Annotated in this window: 20 protein-coding genes and 1 pseudogene; 10 read left to right on the plus strand and 11 right to left on the minus strand. The window is 62.0% G+C overall.

Features of this window, described 5'->3' with window-relative positions:
- Positions 1–69: 69 nt before the first annotated feature.
- Positions 70–396, minus strand: coding sequence for a hypothetical protein (locus tag K6N12_RS07610; RefSeq protein ID WP_097625249.1), 327 nt, complete (start codon positions 394–396; stop codon positions 70–72).
- Positions 397–594: 198 nt separating this feature from the next.
- On the opposite strand from K6N12_RS07610, the gene K6N12_RS07615 reads away from it, so the two are divergent.
- Positions 595–909, plus strand: coding sequence for a hypothetical protein (locus K6N12_RS07615; RefSeq protein ID WP_097625250.1), 315 nt, complete (start codon positions 595–597; stop codon positions 907–909).
- A 55-nt stretch (positions 910–964) separates the two neighbouring features.
- Here the strand turns inward: K6N12_RS07615 and K6N12_RS07620 are convergent.
- Positions 965–1,444 (minus strand): annotated as a pseudogene (locus K6N12_RS07620) (Lrp/AsnC family transcriptional regulator).
- 138 nt (positions 1,445–1,582) lie between these two features.
- On the opposite strand from K6N12_RS07620, the gene K6N12_RS07625 reads away from it, so the two are divergent.
- Positions 1,583–2,002: a DUF2000 domain-containing protein gene (locus K6N12_RS07625; protein WP_097625252.1), complete on the plus strand. Its 420-nt coding sequence runs from the start codon at positions 1,583–1,585 to the stop codon at positions 2,000–2,002.
- Between the two features lie 131 nt (positions 2,003–2,133).
- On the plus strand, positions 2,134–2,811 hold the full coding sequence (locus K6N12_RS07630; RefSeq protein WP_097625253.1) for an HAD family hydrolase: 678 nt from the start codon (positions 2,134–2,136) through the stop codon (positions 2,809–2,811).
- A 22-nt stretch (positions 2,812–2,833) separates the two neighbouring features.
- Here the strand turns inward: K6N12_RS07630 and K6N12_RS07635 are convergent, their stop codons facing one another.
- From K6N12_RS07635 to K6N12_RS07660, 6 genes are all read right to left on the minus strand, one after another.
- Positions 2,834–5,491, minus strand: a complete 2,658-nt coding sequence (locus K6N12_RS07635; protein ID WP_097625254.1) for a nitrate reductase — start codon at positions 5,489–5,491, stop codon at positions 2,834–2,836.
- The gene (gene nirD / locus K6N12_RS07640; RefSeq protein WP_097625255.1) at positions 5,491–5,826 is read right to left on the minus strand and encodes a nitrite reductase small subunit NirD; all 336 of its coding nucleotides are present in this window, start codon (positions 5,824–5,826) and stop codon (positions 5,491–5,493) included. The genes K6N12_RS07635 and nirD overlap by 1 nt, the downstream gene beginning before the upstream one ends.
- Positions 5,827–5,830: 4 nt before the next feature.
- A complete protein-coding gene (gene nirB, locus K6N12_RS07645) occupies positions 5,831–8,281 on the minus strand; it encodes a nitrite reductase large subunit NirB (RefSeq protein WP_097625256.1) in 2,451 nt (816 codons plus the stop codon).
- A 17-nt stretch (positions 8,282–8,298) separates the two neighbouring features.
- Complete coding sequence (locus tag K6N12_RS07650; RefSeq protein ID WP_097625257.1) at positions 8,299–9,540, minus strand: MFS transporter; 1,242 nt, start codon at positions 9,538–9,540, stop codon at positions 8,299–8,301.
- Positions 9,541–9,936: 396 nt separating this feature from the next.
- Positions 9,937–11,220, minus strand: a complete 1,284-nt coding sequence (locus tag K6N12_RS07655) for a CmpA/NrtA family ABC transporter substrate-binding protein (RefSeq protein ID WP_179867101.1) — start codon at positions 11,218–11,220, stop codon at positions 9,937–9,939.
- Positions 11,221–11,254: 34 nt separating this feature from the next.
- A complete protein-coding gene (locus tag K6N12_RS07660) occupies positions 11,255–11,842 on the minus strand; it encodes an ANTAR domain-containing response regulator (RefSeq protein ID WP_037073146.1) in 588 nt (195 codons plus the stop codon).
- A 261-nt stretch (positions 11,843–12,103) separates the two neighbouring features.
- On the opposite strand from K6N12_RS07660, the gene K6N12_RS07665 reads away from it, so the two are divergent.
- The 5 genes from K6N12_RS07665 (at position 12,104) to K6N12_RS07685 (ending at position 18,042) form a co-directional block, all read left to right on the plus strand.
- Entirely contained in the window at positions 12,104–13,930 is a 1,827-nt protein-coding gene (locus K6N12_RS07665; protein WP_097625259.1) for a TRAP transporter large permease, read from the plus strand.
- 14 nt (positions 13,931–13,944) lie between these two features.
- The gene (locus tag K6N12_RS07670) at positions 13,945–14,943 is read left to right on the plus strand and encodes a TRAP transporter substrate-binding protein (protein WP_097625260.1); all 999 of its coding nucleotides are present in this window, start codon (positions 13,945–13,947) and stop codon (positions 14,941–14,943) included.
- A 289-nt stretch (positions 14,944–15,232) separates the two neighbouring features.
- Entirely contained in the window at positions 15,233–15,892 is a 660-nt protein-coding gene (locus K6N12_RS07675; protein ID WP_049734242.1) for a peroxiredoxin, read from the plus strand.
- A 149-nt stretch (positions 15,893–16,041) separates the two neighbouring features.
- Positions 16,042–16,998, plus strand: coding sequence for a lytic transglycosylase domain-containing protein (locus tag K6N12_RS07680; protein ID WP_097625261.1), 957 nt, complete (start codon positions 16,042–16,044; stop codon positions 16,996–16,998).
- A 96-nt stretch (positions 16,999–17,094) separates the two neighbouring features.
- Positions 17,095–18,042, plus strand: coding sequence for an NAD-dependent epimerase/dehydratase family protein (locus tag K6N12_RS07685; RefSeq protein ID WP_097625262.1), 948 nt, complete (start codon positions 17,095–17,097; stop codon positions 18,040–18,042).
- A gap of 5 nt (positions 18,043–18,047) precedes the next feature.
- Here K6N12_RS07685 and K6N12_RS07690 read toward each other — a convergent pair whose 3' ends face one another.
- Positions 18,048–19,313: a glycerate kinase type-2 family protein gene (locus K6N12_RS07690; RefSeq protein WP_097625263.1), complete on the minus strand. Its 1,266-nt coding sequence runs from the start codon at positions 19,311–19,313 to the stop codon at positions 18,048–18,050.
- A gap of 200 nt (positions 19,314–19,513) precedes the next feature.
- Here K6N12_RS07690 and K6N12_RS07695 point away from each other — a divergent pair, with 200 nt between their 5' ends.
- Complete coding sequence (locus K6N12_RS07695; protein ID WP_003586992.1) at positions 19,514–19,813, plus strand: DUF6074 family protein; 300 nt, start codon at positions 19,514–19,516, stop codon at positions 19,811–19,813.
- Positions 19,814–19,885: 72 nt separating this feature from the next.
- Here the strand turns inward: K6N12_RS07695 and K6N12_RS07700 are convergent, their stop codons facing one another.
- A complete protein-coding gene (locus tag K6N12_RS07700) occupies positions 19,886–20,977 on the minus strand; it encodes an extracellular catalytic domain type 1 short-chain-length polyhydroxyalkanoate depolymerase (protein ID WP_097625265.1) in 1,092 nt (363 codons plus the stop codon).
- A gap of 210 nt (positions 20,978–21,187) precedes the next feature.
- Between K6N12_RS07700 and K6N12_RS07705 the strand changes: the two genes are divergently transcribed.
- Entirely contained in the window at positions 21,188–21,595 is a 408-nt protein-coding gene (locus K6N12_RS07705; protein ID WP_097625458.1) for a low affinity iron permease family protein, read from the plus strand.
- A gap of 24 nt (positions 21,596–21,619) precedes the next feature.
- Here the strand turns inward: K6N12_RS07705 and K6N12_RS07710 are convergent, their stop codons facing one another.
- The gene (locus tag K6N12_RS07710; protein WP_097625266.1) at positions 21,620–21,970 is read right to left on the minus strand and encodes a low affinity iron permease family protein; all 351 of its coding nucleotides are present in this window, start codon (positions 21,968–21,970) and stop codon (positions 21,620–21,622) included.
- Positions 21,971–22,086: the final 116 nt, after the last annotated feature.

Here is a 22,086-nt window from a genome sequence, read left to right on the forward strand (position 1 = left end):
GCCGGCGTGAACCGGCCTTTTCCAAATGTGGCGCGCGTTCGCGCGACATGTAGGGAGCGAAAGTGCCTGTCAGTTGTCGTATTCGCGGCAGGCTTCGCTGATCGAGGCGCCGCTTTCGCCGCCGCGTGTATCGACGCCCGACCTCTGCTGCGGCATGCCGGCGCATTCCATCGTTTGCGGCTGGCCGATGCTCTGTGTTGTCATCGGATCAACCGGCGCGACGCGCACCGGATACATGCCGTTGTTACTGTTGGTGTAATCGGATGAATAGCTACCCGAACTCGGATCGGTCGAGCCGCCGTTGGTCGGCCCGATCGGATCGGGATTCGACTGGGCAAAGGCTGACGATGCCATGCCGATCGCAAGCAGCGAAGCGGCGATAAGGGATTTGTTCATGAGGATATCCTCCTTTGATTTTCATCTTGGATGACCCTGGGGTAACCGCCTGCCGGAATCATTGTTCCGAAAATTGCGAAAAATCTGCACGCAGGCCTTGCATGGTTACGCATAAACCTTAACGGCGGAAGCTGCTGGATCGCCTCTGCCACCTGCCTTAGTGCATGACGAAACGCCAATCCGCAGCATGAGGCCGCAATGTTCGTTTCCCCGCGCGAGGCCGCAGATCTCGGTCTGCAGATTGCCCTTGCACTCGCCCTGACGGCCAGTGGCATGGCAATCGCGTCCTCTGCCATGGGCCGCGAGAAGGCCGGCATATCAGCGATCGACGTCGGCCGCCCCTCGTTGTGGACTGCCATTCCGACGCGTATCGATCCGACGACACAGGCCTATCTGCGCGCCGACGCGCGGGCCGGGCCGGAACTTGCCGCCAGCGCCGAACAGCCCTGCCATGACCCGATTGGCCTGCGCCTCTCCTGCAATTTGATTGCCACCAGCAGCACAGCCTTTTAGAGCAATTCCAGCAAAACTGTGTAGCGGTTTTGGCGACGATCTCTGCGCTTCACCGCTAACGGCTGGCGCTCGATAGCTGCACGGGCAGGATCGTCGATGCCTTGATGTCCTTCAGCACGAACATCGTATGCATCTACTTGATGCCGGGCAGGCGACGGATCACCGTCATGGCGAATTCGGCATAATTGTCGAGATCGGCAGCGACCACCTGCAGCAGGAAATCGGCCTCACCGGCAACGGAATAGCAGGCGATGACCGCCTCCAGTTCGCCGACCTCGCGCTCGAAGCGCTGGGCCTCGTCATGGGAATGCGTGTCGATCTGCACACGCACGAAGGCGAGGACGCCGAGGCCGACGGCGCGACGATCGACGAGAGCCTGATAGCTGCGGATGACACCGGCCTCTTCAAGCCGTTTTACTCTGCGCCAGCAGGGCGAGGTCGACATCCCCACGCGTTCCGCAAGTTCCTGGTTCGTCAGCCGTCCCTCGCTCTGGAGCGCCTTCAAAATTCGGATATCTCCCGGCTCGAATTCCATGATCGGTAAATCCTTTCTAGCTTCATCGATAGATAGGAAGATCCTACCAAAATCGCCCGGGTCGCGACAGGAATAGGCAGGATATTTCTATGCCTTACGATAGGTTGGGAAAACCGAACCAAGCGTGGAGAATGAGGGATGACGGGTGAGGATTGGCGTGTCGCAGTGATTGTCGAGCCGGCGCTGCCGACCGGCGAACTCGCCAATACAATCGCAGTGCTGTCGATCGGCCTCGGCGCTGCGGCGCCGGCGCTTGCCGGCGCGCAATTGACCGACCTGACCGGCCGGATATTTCATGTCAGTGCCAACAAGCCGGTCCCGGTGCTGCAGGCGGCGGCCGCCGATCTGAGATCGCTGTTGCACAAGGCGTTGCCGGCGCCCGATGGCGCACTGGTCGTGCCATTCCCGCGTTTTGCCCGCGCCCTGCATGTCTATGCCGATTATGAGGCTTCGATACCAGCGCGCGACCTCTCCTCGGAAATCATCGACGGCATCGGGCTCGCCGGCCCGACGAAGTGGATCCGTTCGCTGACTGGCTCGCTGAAGCTGCTGCGTTGATGCGTGCAGGCAGGGCTTGCCGCCTGGTATAGCTGACCTGTCCCGGCGAAAGCTTGCAAAAGGCGATGATTTGCCGCTTCATCGGGCGATAGCGACCACCGTCCGACTCTTTTCCTGAAGGATTCAGCCTTTTGTCCCAACCGATGCCCCGCGGCTTCGAGAAGCCTTATGCCGCCTTCCTGTTCGATATGGACGGCACCATCCTCAATTCCATCCGTGCTGCCGAACGTGTCTGGAGCGACTGGGCAAGGCGTCAGGGGCTCGATGTCGCCGACTTTCTGCCGAAGATGCATGGATCGCGCGGCGTCGACACGATCGCCCGGCTGAACCTGCCGGGCGTCGATCCCGAACATGAAGCCAGGCTGGTGACCGAGGCCGAGATCGCCGATGTCGGCGATGTCGTTGCCATTTCGGGTGCCGCGGCATTCCTGAGCTCGCTGCCGCCGGATCGCTGGGCGATCGTCACCTCTTCGCCCTTGCGTCTTGCCCACCGGCGGCTGGAGGCGGCGGGCCTGTCGCTGCCGAAATTCATGGTGACGGCTGAGGATGTGAAGGTCGGAAAACCCGATCCGCAATGTTATATTCTCGGCGCCGAACGCCTCGGCGTCAGCACCCAGGACTGCCTGGTGTTCGAGGATGTCGCCGCCGGCATTACTGCCGGCGAGGCGGCGGGCGCCGATGTCATGGTCGTCACGGCAACCCATCATGACAAGATGGAAACGCCGCACCCGACCTTCGCATCCTATGACGAGATCTCGGTCTGCATCTCAGCTGACCACAAGATGTTTATCGTGCCGAACGCGGCCTGACATCAGCCGCGTTTCCGGCCTCTCACTCCGCGGCGGCGGCAAGACAGCGATCGATGATCCTGCCGATTTCGCCGCGGCACGAGCCGCAATTGGTTCCGGCACTCGTTTCCTTGCCGACCGCCTCGACGCTGTGGCATCCGCCGCGCACGGCGGCGGCGATCTGGTTGACCCCGACGCTGAAGCAGGAGCAGACGGTGGCTCCCGGATCCGGCCTGCCGGCGCCGGGACGGCCTGCCACGAGTGCAAAACGTTTCCTCAGATCATCATGTGCGGCGGAGAGCTGCGAGATCGCCCAGTTGCGCGCCACGGCGACCGGCTCGCGAGCAAGGAACAATGCGGCGAGCAGCGTCTCGCCATCGAAGAAGGCGAGCCGGAGGTCGCCGGTTTGCCGGTCGGCATAACCCAGCGGTTCGATCTCATCAGGAATGGCGAAAACCGCCCGGCACCAGGCCGTCCAGTCTTCGACGGTCCGGTCGAAGGCAAGCTCCAGCCGCCAGCCGCCCTCGGCTTTCGCCAGCGCCCAATAGGCCGCGTCAGGTGTTACGGGTTTTGTCGCCGAGACGGCGAAACCGTAATGGCTGGCGGGGAAGGGCCGGACGGCGACAGCGACGTTCTTCGACGCCGGCTGGCCGGAAAAGGGATCGGTGATCGGCGCGACCACGGCGTCGATCCGCGCTTTTGCCGCGAACTGGTCGTTCCAGTGCATCGGCGCGAAAATGCCGCCGCGGGCCTGGCGATCGGTCACCAGCGCCCGGACGATCGCCTTGCCGTGGGGGCTGTCGATCTCGACGAGGCCGGCGCTCGATATGCCGGTCTCGATCGCGTCGCGCGGATGGATCTCGGCAAAGGGTTCGGCGATATGGGCGGACAGCCGGGCGCTCTTTCCGGTTCGCGTCATCGTGTGCCACTGGTCGCGGATGCGCCCGGTATTCAGCGTGAAGGGGAAGTCGGCATTGGTGCGATCCGTTGCCGGCGGTTCCACCGCGACGAAGCGCGCCTTGCCGTCGGCATGGTAGAAACCGCCATCGGCGAAGAAGCGGGTGATGCCGGGTTCTGTCCCTGCCGCCTGCGGCCACTGGAAGGGCGACAGCTCCTCGTAAGCGTTGCCCGAGATACCGGCGCGGGCGCCGATGTCGAAGTCGCGGCTGCCGTTGTTTTCGAAGGCGGACAGGGCGGCGTGTTCGGCGAAAATCTCGGCCGGTGCGTCGAAATCGAAGGCGGCGGCAAATCCCATGCGGCGTCCGACTTCCGCAAGCTGCCACCAGTCGGCCTTGGCATCACCGGGCATGTCGAGAAACGGCCGCTGTCTGGAAATGCGCCGTTCGGAATTGGTGACGGTGCCGTCCTTCTCGCCCCAGCCGAGCGAGGGCAGAAGCACCTGCGCGTGCCGGGCCGTATCCGTCTCTCTCAGAATGTCGGAGACGACGACGAAGGGACAGGCGGCGATCGCGCTTTCGACGCTATCGGCGTCCGGCATCGAGACAACAGGATTGGTGGCCATGATCCAGAGCGCCTTGATGCGCCCGTCGGCCACCGCGCGGAACATGTCGACCGCCTTCAGGCCGGGCTTGGCGGCGATTACTGGCGATTCCCAAAAACGCTGAACGCGGTCGCGGTCTTCAGGATTTTCGATCGCCATATGGGCGGCAAGCATGTTGGCGAGACCGCCGACTTCGCGCCCCCCCATAGCGTTCGGCTGGCCGGTCAGCGAGAAGGGGCCCATGCCGGGGCGGCCGACGCGGCCGGTCGCCAGATGGCAGTTGAGGATGGCATTGACCTTGTCGGTGCCGGACGAGGATTGGTTGACGCCCTGGCTGTAGCAGGTCACAACCTTCGACGTCGTTTCGAAAAGGCGGAAGAATTCCCGGATCTGCATGGCCGGCAGGCCGGTTCGTTCCAGCAGATCGTTGATATCGAGTGCTGCGGCTGAAGCAAAGGCGCTGGCGAAGCCTTCCGTATGGGAGGCGATATAATTCTGGTCAATCGCAGGGCTTGTCGCGAGGTGGGCAAGCAGTCCCATGAACAGCGCGACATCGCCGTCCGGACGGATGGCCAGATGCAGGTCGGCGATATCGCACGTCATCGTCCGGCGCGGATCGATGACGACGATGCGCATGTTGGGCCGCGCCGCTTTTGCGGCGGCCAGCCGCTGGTAGATGACGGGATGACACCAGGCGAGGTTGGAGCCGGTGAGCACCACCAGATCCGCAAGTTCGATATCTTCATAGGTCCCAGGCACGGTATCGGCGCCGAAGGCGCGGCGATGCCCGGCCACGGATGAGGACATGCAGAGCCTGGAATTGGTGTCGATATTGGCCGAGCCGATGAAACCCTTCATCAGCTTGTTGGCGAGGTAGTAATCTTCGGTCAGCAACTGGCCGGAGACATAGAAGGCGACGGAATCGGGCCCGTATTCGGCGATCGTATCGGAAAAACGCCGGGCAACCAGATCGAGCGCCTCGTCCCAGCCGCTGCGCGCGCCTGCGATTTCGGGGTAAAGCAGCCGGCCGTCGAGATCGATGGTTTCGGCAAGCGCCGAACCCTTCGAGCACAGCCGGCCGAAATTCGACGGATGCTCGGGATCTCCTTTGACGGTGACGGCGCCGGCCTCGTCGACCGTGGCGATGACGCCGCAGCCGACGCCGCAATAGGGGCAGGTGGTCTTGACCTCAGCCGCCATTATTCAGCCGCCATCAACAGGCTTTCCAGCGCGATGAACAGGGCGCCGTCCTCATTGCGGACCGGTAGGGTCCGCACCTCGCCCTGGTCGGCGCCGAGCGCCTTGCCAGTTTCCAGAGAGATCACCCAATTGTGCAGCGGGCAGGTGACCGCCTTGGCATGCACGATGCCCTGGGAGAGCGGGCCGCCCTTGTGCGGGCAGTGATCCTCGATGGCGAAGACCTCGTTTTCGGCCGTGCGGAAGACGGCGATCTTGCCCTGCGGCGTCTTCACGCAGCGCGCGCCGCGCAGGGGAATATCGGAGATGTCACCGATTGCGATCCAGTTCATGTCCATCTCCTTATTCGGCTGCCTGCGGATAGCCGATCGTCGCCATCGGCTTGAATTCGTGCTTGTCCTTGCCGGAAACACGCTCCGACCAGGGATCGACCTGGGCAAATTTCTGGGAGAAGACAAAGCGGTCGTAATAGGCCTTGCGCTTTTCGGCATCGTCCATGATCTGGCGGCGGATTTCATCCAGGCCGATGCGTTTGGCCCATTTGTAGATGCGCTCGAGATAGCGGGCCTGCTCGCGGTACATCTGCGTCAGCGCCACGATATGCTCCAGCGCCTCGTCCTCGGTCTTCACCAGGCCGAGCACCTCGGTGCCCTTGATGTCGAGACCGGCTGCGCCAGCGAAATGGATCTCGAAACCGGAATCCACGCAGATCACGCCGATATCCTTGCAGGTTGCTTCGGCGCAATTGCGCGGGCAGCCGGACACGGCCATTTTCAGCTTGGCCGGCGTCCACGAGCCCCACATGAATTTCTCGATGCGGATGCCGAGACCGGTGGAGTCCTGGGTGCCGAAGCGACACCAGTCCGAACCGACGCAGGTCTTCACTGTACGCAGGCCCTTGGCATAGGCTTGGCCGGAGACGAAGCCGGCCTTGCCGAGATCGGCCCAGACGGCGGGCAGATCTTCCTTCTCGATGCCGAGCAGATCGATGCGCTGGCCGCCCGTGACCTTGACCATCGGAATCTCGAACTTGTCGACGACATCGGCGATGGCGCGCAGCTCGTTCGCATTGGTGACGCCGCCCCACATGCGGGGAACGACGGAATAGGTGCCGTCCTTCTGGATGTTGGCGTGGACGCGCTCGTTGATGAAGCGCGACTGGTAGTCGTCGGCATATTCGTCCGGCCAATCGCAGACGAGGTAATAATTGAGCGCCGGCCGACACTTGGCGCAGCCGCAGGAGGTCTTCCATTCCAGTTCCTGCATGACGGCAGGAATGCTCTTCAGGCCTTTCGCCTTGATCAGGCGGCGAACATCGTCATGGCCGAGTTCGGTGCAGGTGCACATCGGCTGCACGGCGGCCGGATTGTAGCCGTCGCCAAGCGTCAGCGCCATCAGTTGTTCGACGAGGCCGGTGCAGGAGCCGCAAGAGGCGGATGCCTTGGTATGAGCACGCACGTCGTCGAGCGACGTCAGCCCTTTGCTGGTGATCGTCGAGGTAATCTTGCCCTTGCATACGCCGTTGCAGCCACAAATCTCCGCGTCATCCGGCAAGGCTGCAACGGCCGCCATAGGGTCCAGCGGCGACCCTCCCTGATAGGCCTGACCGAAGATCAGCGTCTCGCGCATCTCCGAAATATCGGTCGCCTTCTTCTTCAGATCGTTGAACCAGGCGCCGTCGGCGGTCTCGCCGTAAAGCACGGTGCCGATAATCTTGTTGTCCTTCAGCACCAGGCGCTTGTAGACGCCGGCGCTGGCATCGCGCAGCACGATCTCCTCGCGGTCGTCACCATCGGCGAAATCACCGAGCGAATAGAGTTCGATGCCGGTGACCTTCAGCTTGGTCGGCGTGTCCGCATGCACGAAAGCCGGCGAATGGTCGTCCGAGAGATGTGCTGCGGCAATGCGGGCCATCTCGTAAAGCGGGGCGACGAGGCCGTAGACCATGCCGCCCACCTCGGCGCATTCGCCGAGCGCAAAGATATCGCCATCCGAAGTCTGCATGCCGGCATCGACGACGATGCCGCGATTGACCGCAAGGCCGGCGTCCTTCGCCAGGCCGACACTCGGACGAATGCCGACGGCCATGACGACGAGGGTTGCCGGGATGATGCGGCCGTCGTCGAGTTCGATGCCTTCGACCTTGCCATTGCCGATGATCGCCTTGGTATTGGCCTTGCAGATGACCTTGATGCCGCGTTCCTCGACCGCCTTCTGTAACAGATAGCCGGCGGCGGGATCGAGCTGGCGCTCCATCAGCGTCGGCATGACGTGCAGGACGGTGACGTCCATGCCGCGCTGGGCGAGGCCAGCTGCCGCTTCGAGGCCCAAAAGACCGCCGCCGATGACGACCGCCTTTTCGCGCGACTGGGCGGCAAGCAGCATGGCCTGCACGTCGTCGAGATCGCGATAGGTAATGACGCCGGGCAGATCCTTGCCGGGAACCGGGATGATGAAGGGCACGGAGCCGGTGGCGATCACCAGCTTGTCGTAGCTTTCGGTTACGCCGTGGTCAGAGGTGACCGTCTTGGCATCGCGGTCGATGTTGACGATCTTGTGGCCCTTGTAGAGCATGATGCCGTGCTTGATGTACCAGCCGTCACCGTGAATGATGATCTGCTCGTAGTCCTTTTCTCCCGAGAGAACCGGCGACAGCATGATGCGGTCGTAATTGACGCGCGGCTCGGCATTGAAGATCGTAACTTCATAGCGTCCGGGCGCCCGTTCGAGGAGGTGCTCCAGCATGCGCCCGGGCGCCATGCCATTGCCGATGATGACGAGTTTTTCTGTCATGTTTCCTAGTCCTTAGATCAGGTTGCAGCCACGGGCGCCGAGGCCCCCTGGCGCGACAATTGCTTGACGGACAGGTGCATCCAGACGAGCGAGATCGCGACGATTGCGAAGAGCAGCAGGAAGCAGCTGGACCAAAGGCCGGTCATGTCCTTGAGGAGGCCGAAGGCGATCGGAAGGATGAAGCCGCCGAGACCGCCCATCATCCCGACGATGCCGCCGACGGCGCCGACGCTTTCAGGGTAATAGGCCGGAATGTGCTTGTAGACGGCGGCCTTGCCGAGGCTCATGAAGAAGCCGAGCACGAAGATGACGACGATGAAGATAACAGGCGTGATGGTCGTAGCCGGCAGCGACAGGATGAGAGTGGCTACGGCCGAGACGGCCAACATCGCATACATCACGCTGCGCGCCCCCTTCTTGTCCGACAGCACGCCGCCGAAAGCGCGGAAGATGCTGCCCGGGATGGAGTAGGCGGCCGCAATCATGCCGGCAGTTTCCAGGTTGAAGCCGTAGACGCCGACCAGATAGCGCGGCAGCCACAAGGACAGGGCTACGAAGCCCCCGAAGGCGAAGAAATAGTAGAGCGAGAAACGCCAGACCTGGACGTTCTGCAGCGGCGCGAATTCCTGAGCGAGGCTCTTGGAGGCGACGCCGCGCTCGCGGCGAAGACGAAAGGCCGGATCATCTGACGTGGTGAACCAGAAGACGATGGCCATCAGCGCCAGACAGACGGCCCAGATCTCGGCAACCGCCTGCCAGCCCCAAGCGAGCAGCACGAAGGGAGCAGCGAATTTGGTCACAGCCGCGCCGACATTGCCGGCGCCGAAGATGCCGAGCGCCGTGCCCTGCTTTTCCGCCGGGAAGAAAGGCGAGACATAGGCAACGCCGACCGCGAAGGAGCCGCCGGCAAGCCCGACGCCGAGGCCGGCGATCAGCATCTGCGTATAAGTCTGGGCGTAGGAGAGCAGGAAGGTCGCCACCGCGGCGGCAAGCATGGTGAGGGTGTAAACGAGACGGCCGCCGTAACGTCCCGTCCAGATGCCGAGGACGATGCGCACAAGCGAACCGGTCAGAACAGGGGTGCCGATCAGCAATCCGAACTCCGCCTCGTTCAAGCCGAGGTCCTGTTTGATGCGGATGCCGATGATCGCAAAGATCGTCCAGACGGCGAAACAGAGCGTGAAGGCGACCGTGGAAATCCACAATGCTTTGGCTGGTTCGCCGGCGGACATGGGCTGCGCTTTCTCGATGACAGACATGGCTTCTCCGTAGCGCGACAAGGTCGTGCCGATCCATTGCTGGGGGGGTTAAAAACAAAAAGCCGCTGGTCAGGCTGCGCATGCACGAGGCGCGCGAAATATCCTGATCAGCGGCTTTGCTGGTGGCGCCCGCCGTTGGACGCCGAATTCATGGTCTTCTCGGAGCGACTATTGCGCCCTCATACTGCGCTGATCGCCATTGATCTGTGCACCAGTATCCTTGCAAACTGCGTGCCAGTTTAGTGTTGTTTCTTTAAGTGACTGAATAGAAATGGAATTTCTAAAAACTGGTCGTCTGTACGTTTTTGCGGCTGCCAAAAAACGTGCAAATCTTTTGTGCGTTGCGGTGATGGTGGGCATCGAACATTGCTGGCGTTTTGTGCAGGTCGGCATGGATCAGGTCTCATCGCTGTGGGAGGCGAAGGGCAGGGCGCTTTTGACGGCAAAGCTCGCAACATAGTCCGGCAGTTCCGCCGGATCGAAGACGTGGCCGTCCATGAAGCAATCGCCTTCATCATTGCCCTCGATGCGGATGTCGGCGTCATCAGGTGCATTGGCGTCGCCGAGCGCTCTGCGATAGAGATCGGGACGGTAGGCGGAGGCGGCGGCCCGCGCCTTGTTGAGGCTGGTCTCGGCCTGTCCCCAGCGGATCATCTGGCTGTAGATCCACAGCGCATGGCTTGGTCTCGGGTAATTGGCGAAGCCGGAATGAAACTGGAAATAATCGGCGATAATGCGCCGGTTGCCCTTCGCATCGAGGTTGAATTCGCCGGCGAGAACGCGGCGAATGATGCCGACAGGGGCGGCGATATAGCGCGGATCGGCGAGGACCGCCGCCAACGCGTCGTGATTGTCCGGCATGTCGCACCAACGGGCTGCCGCGTCGAGCGCCACGATCAGCCGGGAAACGGTCTCCGGATGGCTCTCCGCCCAATCCGGCCGCATACCGATCACCTTCTCCGGGGCCGAGGGCCAGATGTCCTGTTTGGCGGCGACGATGCGGCCGACACCGCGCTCCGAGGCGACCATGTTCCACGGCGCGCCGACGCAGAAGCCATCTATCGCGCCGGCTGCCAGTGCGTCCGAGGTGAGCGGCGGCGGCACGACGACGAGCTTGACGTCCCTGTCGGGATCGATGCCGCCGGCCGCTAGCCAGTAGCGAAATTCGTAATTGTGGGAGGAGAAGGGATAGGTAACCCCGAACGTCGGCAGCGGCGCGCCGCGCGCCTTTATCGCCGCGATCGTTTGGGCCAGGGCATGGGCGTTATCCAGCGCGCTTGCCATCTCCGGCAATCGGGCGTCATCCCGCATCCTGTCGAAGAGCCGCGTCGACAGCGTGATCGCATTGCCACCGCGCCCAAGGGAAAACGGTGTGATCGTCGGCGAGGGATTGGAGCCGAGACCGAGCATGGAGGCGACCGGCATCGGCGACAGCATATGGGCGATGTCGAACTGGCGGAATGCTAGGCGGTCGCGCACATTCGCCCAGGAGACATCCTTGACGAGATCGAGCGTCAAGCCTTCCTTCTGCGCGAAGCCGAATTCCGCCGCCGCTATCAGTACCGATGCATCGACGAGCGGAATATAACCGGCCCGTAGCACCTTCGGCCCTTCACTGTTGACATGCGCGGGCGAGGGCAGCCCTCCGCTGGAACTGGCGGTGTTCGTCATCATATCCACTCCGGTTTCCTCCGGAAATTGAGGAGCCCCGCGATCACATCAAAAGTCCCGCGGCGGTGACAACGCTCTGGGCGATTTCCGACATCTTCTTCTTTTCGTTCATCGCCGTCTGGCGCAACAGGGCGAAGGCCTCTTCCTCGGACAGTCCGCGCATTTTCATCAAGATGCCCTTGGCGCGCTCGATAAGCTTGCGTTCCTCCAGCGCCGAGCGGGCATCGGCAAGCTCCCGCCGCAGCCGGCTAAAGGCATTAAAGCGGCTGACGGCCATGTCGAGGATAGGTTTGACGCGTTCCTTCTTCAATCCGTCGACGATATAGGCCGAGACGCCGGCATCGACCGCAGCCTCGATGGAGGCCGTGTCGGAGCGATCGACGAACATGGCGATCGGACGGCTGACTGTACGAGTCAGCTGGAACAGATGCTCCATCATATCGCGGTTGGGGTTCTCGATATCGATGATGATCACATCGGGCATCAGCGTTTCGATCGTTCGCGCGATGCCGTTGACCTCATGCACGACGGTGACGCGCGCATGCCCTGCCTCGCGCAGCCCTTCTTCAATGATGGAGGCGCGGATGGCATTTTCGTCGATCACCAGAATCGTCAGATCGAGATGCTTCATGATTATATTTATGACGCAGCGCAGCAATTTTGGCAAGGTTTGCGCCTCATAAATGTGCAGAAGCTATCGTGCTTAAAAATTGACCATACTGCCGCACTTTCAGGCGTCTCTACAGCGCGAGGCCGATATCGACAGCGAACTTTTCCAGCCCCATTGACGCTTGAGGAAGCGCTCCGTTTGGGCGAAAAGGCGTGGCGCTTTCGACCTCGATCTTTTCGAGTGTCGGCAGCGCCTGATCCTCGGGGCAGAAGGCAGGTTTTATTGGCCACCAGCGAATTTCATCCGATCCAACGGGCAAGGGATGACGGGCTTGCGGCGCGGGCACTGCGGGTAATTGAGGCCGTTCTCGGCGTTGCCGCAGCGCTCGTTCTCGCCGTGCTGCTCGTCATGGTGCTAGTCACTGTCTGCCTGCGCTATTTCTTCGGTACCGGCTTCATCGGCGCCGAGGATTTCGGCATCTGGCTGAATGTGGCGCTGGTCGCGCTCGGCGCGCCGCTCAGCCTCAATAGCGCCCTTGCCATGCGTCTCGACGTTTTCGTCAGGATGCTGCCGGAAGGCCTGCAGAAGCTGACGCGGATCGGCGCCGATGTCTTCACCGTGCTTTCGGCGCTGATCCTCGCTTTCGGCGGCCGCGAGATCATGACGATGCTTGGCGGCGTCTCGCCGACGCTCGGCCTGCCGGAATGGATCCGCTTCAGCTTCCTCGGTGCCGGCGGCGCGCTGATCCTCATCGTGCTGCTTCTGCAGCGAATCGCCGACCGCCGGGTCCTGCCGGTTGCTCTTTCGCTGGCCCTCGGCATCGCGCTCTATGCTGGCATCCCGCATATCTTGCTCGATCTCGACTGGCCGCCGAGCATCTTCCTCGGATTGATCGCGGCGATCGGCCTGGTACTTGCCGCACCGCTGCCGCACGCCTTTCTCGCCGCAGCCTATGCCGCCATCGCCTTCGGCAGCAGCCTGCCCGAGCCGGCGATCGTTTCTGCGACCGTCACCGGTATCTCGAAATTCCTGCTGCTCGCCATTCCTTTCTTCCTGCTCGCCGGCGGCCTGCTGACGGCATCAGGCGTCGCCAATCAGCTCGTGCGCTTTGCCGCCGCCATGGTCGGTCATCGCCGGGCCGGACTGGCGCAGACCACGCTTCTGACCAGCGTTCTCTTTTCCGGCGCTTCCGGTTCCTCGGTCGCAAATGCCGCCTTCGGCGCATCGACCTTCCAACCGGAATTGGTCAAGCACGGTTATCACCCGGCGCGGGCTGCGGCGATCATCGCCTCGACATCGGTTCTCGACAACATCATCCCGCCGTCGATTGCCTTTCTCATCCTCGCCTCGGCGACCAATCTTTCCGTCGGCGCACTGCTAGTCGGCGGCTTTTTCGCCGGCGGGCTGATGGCCATATGCCTGGCGGTCGCCATCCATCTGACCGTGCGTGAGCAGGTGCCCTTGCCGCGCGCAACCGCGAGGCAGCGCTGGCAATCGGCGGTCCAGGCGATCCCGGCCTTCGGGCTGGGTGTCATTGTCGTCGTCGGCATCCGCATCGGCATCGTCACGACGACGGAAGCGGCAGCGCTCGCCGCTTTCTATACGCTGCTGCTCGGCATCGGCGCCCGTCTCGGTATCCTCTCGCTCTATGCCATCTTCCGCCAGGCGGCGGTCGAAGCGGCGGCGATCGGTCTGCTGATCGGCACGGCCGGCCCTTTCGCCTTCCTGCTGGCGGTCGACGACGTGTCTTCGCTGATCGCCCATCTGACGACGGCGCTCGGCGGCAGCGCGCTGGCCGTCATTCTTTTGTCGAACGTCATTCTGCTCGCCGTCGGTCTCGTTCTCGACATCGGGGCCGCGATCCTGCTCTTCGGTCCGATCCTGCTGCCGGCAGCGATCGCCGCCGGCATCGATCCCATCCAGTTCGGCGTCATCATCGTCGTCAACCTGATGATCCACGGGCTGACGCCGCCGCTCGGCATGCTGATCTTCGTCGTCAGCGGCGTCACCCGCATTCCCGCCTCGGAACTCTTCCGGGCGGTGGTTCCCTATCTGCTCGCTCTCCTGGTCTCGCTCGCAATCCTCTGCGCCTGGGCCATCATCGTCTAACGAACGGACAATCCATGGACAATCTCAACCGACGCAATCTCCTGAAGTTCGCAGCGCTCGCCGGAACGGCGCTCGCAGCGCCCGCTTTCGTCCGCACGGCCGCCGCCCGCACGACGACGATCACGATCGCCTCGCTGCTCGGCGACGACAAGCCGGAAACCAAGATCTGGGTGAAAATCGGCGAGCTGGTCGAAGCCAGGCTTCCAGGCCAGTTCAAGTTCAATATCGTCAGGAACGGTGCGCTCGGCGGCGAGAAGGAAGTGGCCGAGGGCGTGCGCCTCGGTTCGATCCAGGCGAGCCTCTCGACGGCCTCGTCGCTTTCCGGCTGGGCACCGGAGCTGCAGATCCTCGATCTGCCCTTCCTCTTTCGCGATGCCGACCATGTCCGCAGGACCGTCGGCGGCGATGTCGGCGCCGATCTCAAACAGAAGCTGCAGGCGCAGAATTTCGTCGTCGGCGATTTCATCAATTACGGCGCGCGCCATCTCCTGACCAAGGAACCGGTGACCCGGCCCGAGCAGCTCAAAGGCAAGCGCATCCGTGTGATCCAGAGCCCGCTGCACACCAAGCTCTGGAGCGCATTCGGCACCACGCCGATCGGCATTCCGATCACCGAGACCTATAATGCGCTCGCAACCGGCGTCGCCGACGCGATGGACCTGACCAAATCGGCCTACTCAGGTTTCAAGCTCTATGAGGTCGTGCCCGATATGACCGAGACCGGCCATATCTGGGCATCAGGCGTCATCTATTATTCCTCTGCCTTCTGGGCCGGCCTCAACGGCGATCAGAAGGCGGTATTCGAGCAGGCCTCCAGCGAAGGGGCCGCTTACTTCAACCAACTGATCGTCGACGACGAGGCGAAGTCCGTCGAGACGGCGCTTGGCCATGGCGGAAAGCTGTTGAAGCCGGAAGCCTTGGAGGAATGGCAGAAGGGCGCGCAGGGTGTCTGGGCCGATTTCGCGCCTGTCGTCGGTGGCATCGACAGGATCAAAACCGTTCAGGCGGCCTGAAGCGGGGGAAGGGCGGACCGCTGACGGTCCGATAGGGGCGACTGAAAAATCGGCCTTATCATCGCTCGGATGTATCGGAAAAATAATGCCGCCGCAGGCCTGAAATCGAAAGAGCATGCCTTCGGCGATCGTGGTATATGACTTACTTAAAATCCTGGAATGGGAAGTTCTTAACCTTCGGCCGGTGCGATCCTGTTGACCGCAATCTCGCGACCGCTTCCGGCGGACGGATCCCATGGCCTCGATTTGAAACAAACAACATTAAACACAAGGCTTTGGAGGGCCGACCATGAGCTTACGCATCAACGATATTGCCCCCGATTTTACCGCCGACACCACCCAGGGACCGATCAGCTTCCATGAGTGGATCGGCAATGGCTGGGCCGTGCTGTTCTCGCATCCGAAGAATTTCACGCCGGTCTGCACGACCGAGCTCGGCGCCATGGCCGGCCTGGCGGGCGATTTTTCCAAGCGTGGCGCCAAGATCATCGGCATCTCCGTCGATCCCGTGGAAAGCCATGCCAAGTGGAAGAACGACATCAAGACCGCCACCGGCTTCGATGTCGAATATCCGCTGATCGGCGACAAGGATCTCAAGGTCGCCAAGCTCTACGATATGCTGCCGGCCGGCGCCGGCGAGAGCTCGGAAGGCCGCACGCCCGCCGACAACGCCACGGTGCGTTCGGTTTTCATCATTGGTCCCGATAAGAAGATCAAGCTGATCCTCACCTATCCGATGACGACGGGCCGGAATTTCAACGAGATCCTGCGTGCCATCGATTCCATCCAGCTGACGGCCAAGCACCAGGTGGCGACACCGGCGAACTGGAACCAGGGCGAAGACGTCATCATCACCGCCGCGGTTTCCAATGAAGACGCGATCACGCGTTTCGGCTCCTTCGATACGGTTCTGCCCTATCTCCGGAAGACCAAGCAGCCGACGGCCTGACCGCTGCTTTCAAGCCGTTCTGGAAGCCGCCGCGGCCATTGCCCCCGGCGGCTTTTTCATGCGCCATTGCCGAAATGGGGAAGCGTCGCGCCGTGAACGATGCTATCTATGATCAGCGTCGCGATGGAAGTCGAACCTGCTGAGATCCGATGAGAGGGCGAAAGCGTCAGTCCGGCATGGGGAAGAGAGCGGCGAAGGCCCTGCTTTCGCTCTGCTTTCTGTTTACCGTCATAGACACGCCAAAGGCCCAGCCGGAAGTAAGCGCTGCCGAGCCGGCCTGTCTCTATTCCGGGCCTTCTGCGTCGGGATCGGATGAGACGCTCTGCATCCGCAAGGACAGTTTCAATCGCGATCTCTGCGCCGCGATCGAGCATTTCGCCGAGGCCAATCAGTTGCCGCCGGAATATTTCGCCCGCCTCATCTGGCGCGAAAGCACCTTTCGCCCCGACGCGGTCAGTTTCAAAGGCGCGCAGGGTATTGCCCAGTTCATGCCCGGAACGGCGAAACTGCGCGGTCTTGAAGACAGCTATCAGGTGCTGGAGGCGCTCCGGAAATCGGCGCAGTATCTCGACGAATTGCGCAATCGTTTCGGCAATCTCGGCCTTGCCGCCGCCGCCTATAATGCCGGCGAAAACGGTCTTGCTTCTTACCTAGCGTCAGGAAGATTGCCTTACGAGACGCGCAGCTACGTGATGGCGATCACCGCCCATACGGTGGAGGAGTGGAAGGAAAAGCCACCGGAAACTGCGGCAGCCCCGCTCGATAAGGACAAGCCCTTTTTCGACGGCTGCGTGGCGCTTGCCGAACGCCGGACGTTGAAGGACACGCCGTGGCGTCAGGAGGGCGACTGGGCGCCCTGGGGTGTCCAGCTTGCCGCGAACGCGGATGTCGCGGTGGCCCGGCGCATGTTTCTCGATGCGGTGCAGGATCTGCCTGCGCCGCTCAATGCGGAACAGCCGCTGATCCTGCGCCAGCGCGATCGCAGCTTCGGCTTTCGCCCGCGTTATGCCGCCCGCATCGGCCGGCAGACGCGCCTGGAAGCCAACAGCCTCTGCAACCAGATCCGCACTCACGGCGGCACCTGCCTTGTTTTCAAGAATCGATAACGGGGCCGCTTTCCCATTCGCGGCGAAAACTCCGCTTGCAGGATCGCGACACGGCGCAGCATAGTCGGCGCGGATCATGCAAAGGGAGGAACGACAATGCGGGTTTTGGTCATCGGAGCGACGGGCCATGTCGGAACCTATCTCGTTCCTCGTCTGGTCGAGGCGGGGCACGACGTCGTTACCATCAGCCGCGGCGCGGCAAAGCCCTACACCGAAAATCGCGCCTGGGCCTCCGTCGACCAGCGCCAGATGGATCGGGCCGAGATGGAACGGACCGGCGAATTCGGCCCGGCCGTGCGTGAAGTGAAAGCCGATATCGTCATCGACATGATCTGCTTCACGCTCGAGAGTGCCGAGCAACTGGTGACCGCGCTATCCGGGCATGTCGGTCATTTCCTGCACACCGGCACCATCTGGACCCATGGCTACCCCCGCACCGTGCCGACACTCGAAGAGGCGCCGAAGTCTCCCTTCGGTGACTACGGCATCCAGAAGGCGGCGATCGAAACCTATATGCTGCAGCAGGCAAGGCTTCGCGGCTTTCCGGCCACCATCATTCATCCCGGCCACATCGTCGGTCGCGGATGGGCGCCGCTCAACCCTGCAGGCAATTTCAACCTGCAGGTCTTTTCGACCCTCGCCCGCGGAGACGCCCTTGCGCTGCCCAACTTCGGCCTGGAGACGGTCCATCACGTCCATGCCGATGACGTGGCGGCGATGTTCATGGATGCGATCGCCAACTGGAATGCGTCGACCGGCGAAAGCTTCCACGCGGTTTCGGAGCAGGCGCTGACGCTTCGCGGTTATGCCGAAGCCATGTCGCACTGGTTTGGGCGGGAGCCGAAACTCAGCTTCGCCCCATTCGATGTCTGGGCCGAAAGCCAGACGGCCGAAGATACGGAGGCGACATGGGAGCATATCGCCCGCAGCCCGAATTGCTCGATCGCCAAAGCCCGGCGCCTGCTCGGTTACTCCCCGAGATACACGTCTCTGCAGGCAGTGCAGGAGGCTGTGGACTGGCTGATCGGGCAGGGAAGGATCTAGACCCACTAACGGATCAGGATAGCTCTGAAATCATTGACGTTGGTACCGGTCGGGCCGGTTTCGAAGAGATCGCCGACGGCGGCAAAGCCCGAATAGCTGTCATTGCCGTCGAGCAGCCGGCGCGGATCGAGCCGGGCAGCGCGCAGGCGCTTGACCGTGCCGCCATCGGCGAAGGCACCCGCATTATCCTCGGAGCCGTCGATCCCGTCCGTGTCTGCAGCAAGGAGATGAATGCCCTCCTGTCCGTCGATTGCTAGCGCCATGGCGAGCGCGAATTCGCCGTTGCGTCCGCCCTTGCCGCCCTTGGCGCGAAGCGTCACCGTCGTTTCGCCGCCGGACAGGATGACAACCGGCTTCGAAAACGGCCTGTTCCGGCCGAGCACCTCGCGGGCGATCGCCGCATGCACCAGCGCCACGTCACGCGATTCTCCCTCGATCGCATCCGAAAGGACCGCCGGCACTATCCCCTGCGACTTCGCCAGGGCGGCGGCTGCCTCCAGCGAGACGCCGGCAGAGGCGATGATGTGATGCGCGTGGCGTCGGAAGACCGGATCGTCGGGCCGCGGCGCATCGGCCTTGGGTGAGTTCAGATGGTCGAGGGCTGCCTGCGGCAGCTGTAATCCATATTGCTTGACGATCTCAAGCGCGTCGTGCCGCGTCGAACCATCAGGCACTGTCGGCCCGGAGGCGACATGAGCCGGGTTGTCGCCGGGAATGTCGGAGACGATCAGGCTGACGACCCTTGCTCTGGTTGCTGCCGCAAGTCTCCCGCCTTTGATGGTCGAGAGATGCTTGCGCACGACGTTCATCGCCGAGATCGGCGCCCCCGAGGCGAGCAGGATTTCGTTGAGCGCAATCTCGTCTTCGAGTGTCAGCCCCACCGGCGGGGCGGGCAGCAGCGCCGAGCCGCCGCCGCAGATCAGCGCGATCACCAGATCGTCTTCCGTCAGTCCGCTCACCGTCTCCGTCAGCCGTCTTGCCGCTGCAAGTCCCGCCGGATCGGGAACAGGATGGGCAGCCTCGATGATCTCGATGTCGCGTGTGTCGCAGCCATAGCCGTAGCGCGTGACCACCAGACCCGTAAGCGGCCCGTCCCACACGCTTTCGAGCGCTCGCGCCATCTGCGCGGCACCCTTGCCGGCGCCGATCACCACGGTCTTTCCCTGCGGCCTGTCAGGCAGGTTTGCCTTGATGCCGGTCAGCGGATCGGCGGCGCGAACAGCCGCGTCGAACAGGCTTTTCAGGAAATCGCGGGGAGCGCTTATCGTCATCGGTGGTCTCTGCTGCCTGGAGTGTCGATCGTCACACCGACAGTCGACGCATCCCCGTGCCGGCGTCAAGGTCGAAGACGAAGCAGTGTGACGGTTGTCGACTGCAAATTCTGCTTCATCGAAAGGAACGGATAAGAACGATAGAAAGCATTAACCATAGTCCCGTAGACAACGAACAGGATCAAAGGAACCTGTGTTCGATGGCTACTGAAATGACCTGCCGCCCCGCCGCCCAGAGTGAAGGCGTGGTGATTGCCTTTCCCTCCGGAACCGGAACCGCCAATATCGAGCGCTGCGCCCGTGAACTCGGCCGCAGGCATGGCGCGGATGCGATTGCATTCTGGAGGGCTGAATGCCGCAGGCTCGCCGATCAGCTTCTGGCAGCCGGAATGCCGGAGAGCGACGTCGGCGAGCGGGTGCTGCAGTTTCAGCAGGATGTCCAGATCGAACTCGTCCTCAGCCATCAAAACGGGCCGCTGCCCAAGTCTCAGAACCGATAGCGGCGCTCTCGCTGAATCTGGACGGTCCCCCGGCGAATGGCATGGCAACCAGTTTGCTCCCGTTCTGTCGCTTTACCGCAGCAGCCCGGCAGATCGAAGGGCGTCTTCAATGACCTTCTGGATGCCGCCGCGATCATCCCCTATGGCAGATGAACCTGCGACGTTTTCCGGTTGCGCAGTAGCGGGTTTTACATTGCGCCGCTTTTCAAACGAGGGAACCAGGCCCCAGGACCTGGCGATTTCGACGGTCGAGGAAATTCCGATGTCAAGCATGAAGGGGCCGCTCGCCCCGTAGCCGGTGCCGACGTCGAGCGGCGTGCCGTGATCCATTCCGGCAATCGTATAGAGCTCGATCACCTCCACCCCGTGAGCGTCGGTCCAGACCCTTCGCTGATGGCGTCCGATATTTTCCACGCGCGACGGCGATACGTCGATGCCGTGGATATTTCTCCATTGGTCGACGATTGCATTTGCATTCGATGGCACGACGGTTCTGTCCGCGCTTCCCTGCCAGAGCGACAAAGTCGGCCACGGGCCTTTGTGGGTTGAGGCGTTTCTCAACCGCAGTTGCAGTTCTTTGGCGGTCGGGCCGCCATGACCGCGCATTCGGTCGAACGCCTCGGGAATGGTCGCGGCGCTGGCATAGGGCAGGCCTGCAATGATGGCGCCTCCGGCAAAAATCTCCGGATAGGTGGCAAGCATGGCGGCGGTCATGGCGCCACCGGCCGAAAGCCCGGTCACGAATACGCGCCTGCTGTCGATGCTGTGTTCCGCAACGACCTTTGCGATCATCTGGCGAATGGAAAAGACCTCGCCATGATCCCGGCCTATATCCTCCGGGTTGAACCAGTTGAAGCAGAGGTTGGGATTGTTTGCCCTTCGCTGCTCGGGAAACAACAGCGCGAAACCATAATCCTCTGCCAATCGCGACCACCCCGACCCGATGTCATAGCCGGCGGCGGTCTGAGTGCAGCCGTGCAGGACGGTGACCAGCGCCATGTTCTTTGCGCGCTTCGACGGCAGGAAGATGTAACCTCCCAAAGCACCCGGGTTTGCACCAAATGTGCCCAGGGCAATCAGATCGGGATTTTCCTGCGTGGGGCGGGGGCGAAGCGTTCCTCGCAACGCAGCAAGGCGTGCGAGCGTGTCGGACATAGATCTCATGAAAGTCTCCGCCAATCAGCAGCCGGGATGGCGGTGATGCCTGCGTAAACGCGTCAGTCGGCGGAAAGTTGCTGCGCTGCACAATATTTTCTGAGCAGGCTGGATTTCCGGTAGCGCGGGTAGGCTCGCCGGGCGAGGAACTTCGGTCCGGAAATGACGTTGATGTTGTCGATTGACAGCATTGTCGCTGCAATTAGCGAGGCTTTTCAGATGTCGAACAAACCCAACTTCTTCTCTTCCTTTGCAACCATCGTCGCCGATTTCTCGGGAAAGCCGTTCACCTTTGTCGCGGCTCTGACGCTCGTGATTGCCTGGGCGGTATCGGGACCCTTTTTCGGCTATTCTGAAACCTGGCAGCTTGTGATCAATACAACCACGACCATTATCACTTTCCTGATGGTCTTCGTGTTGCAGAACAGCCAGAACCGTGACGGCAAAGCGGTTCAGGCCAAGCTGGACGAACTCATCCTGACGAGCCAGGCCGCCAACAAGTTCGTCGGCATCGAAAAGTTGGACGAGGGTGAACTCAGAGAAATGAGCAAGACGCTTGCCGCGCAAGCCGAATGCGTCGAGGAAAAAGCGGATGAGAAATCTGCCGCGGAGGCAGCCTCCACCTGATGCATATCGCCTCGATGCGACTTTTCAGTTTGTCATCTTGTCATGGTGTTGCTGGCGCATTTCCTCGATGGCCTCGACCTCTTTCTTCTCAGCCGCAATCCAGTGATTTCCGGCCTTGCTTGATCGGATCAGTTCGTCGAGCTTGGTTTGGAGCGCCACCATGTCCCGATTTTGGGAGTGCTGCACCAGCAGAAGAATAAAAAATATGATGAGCGTCCCCATCACGTTGGTCAGCAAAAACCATTGCCGTGGGAAAGAAAAAGTGACGCCCGCCGCCGCCCATATGGCGACCAACGCGACCAGCGTGACAGGGACCACGCGATGCCCCGCCCACAAGACGGCCAAGTCGGAAATCTGTCGAAAACGCCAGCGCATACGGCTCTCCACAGCGCATAAACGAAAGAGGGAGCAGATGTTTCCCTAATCCAAGCTCAATACATTAAGTGCTGCGAACAGTTTAAAACCCGCGTTTCCGCGGGTTTTAGACGACG

The organism is Rhizobium redzepovicii (genome assembly GCF_019793435.1).
GTDB lineage: Bacteria > Pseudomonadota > Alphaproteobacteria > Rhizobiales > Rhizobiaceae > Rhizobium > Rhizobium redzepovicii.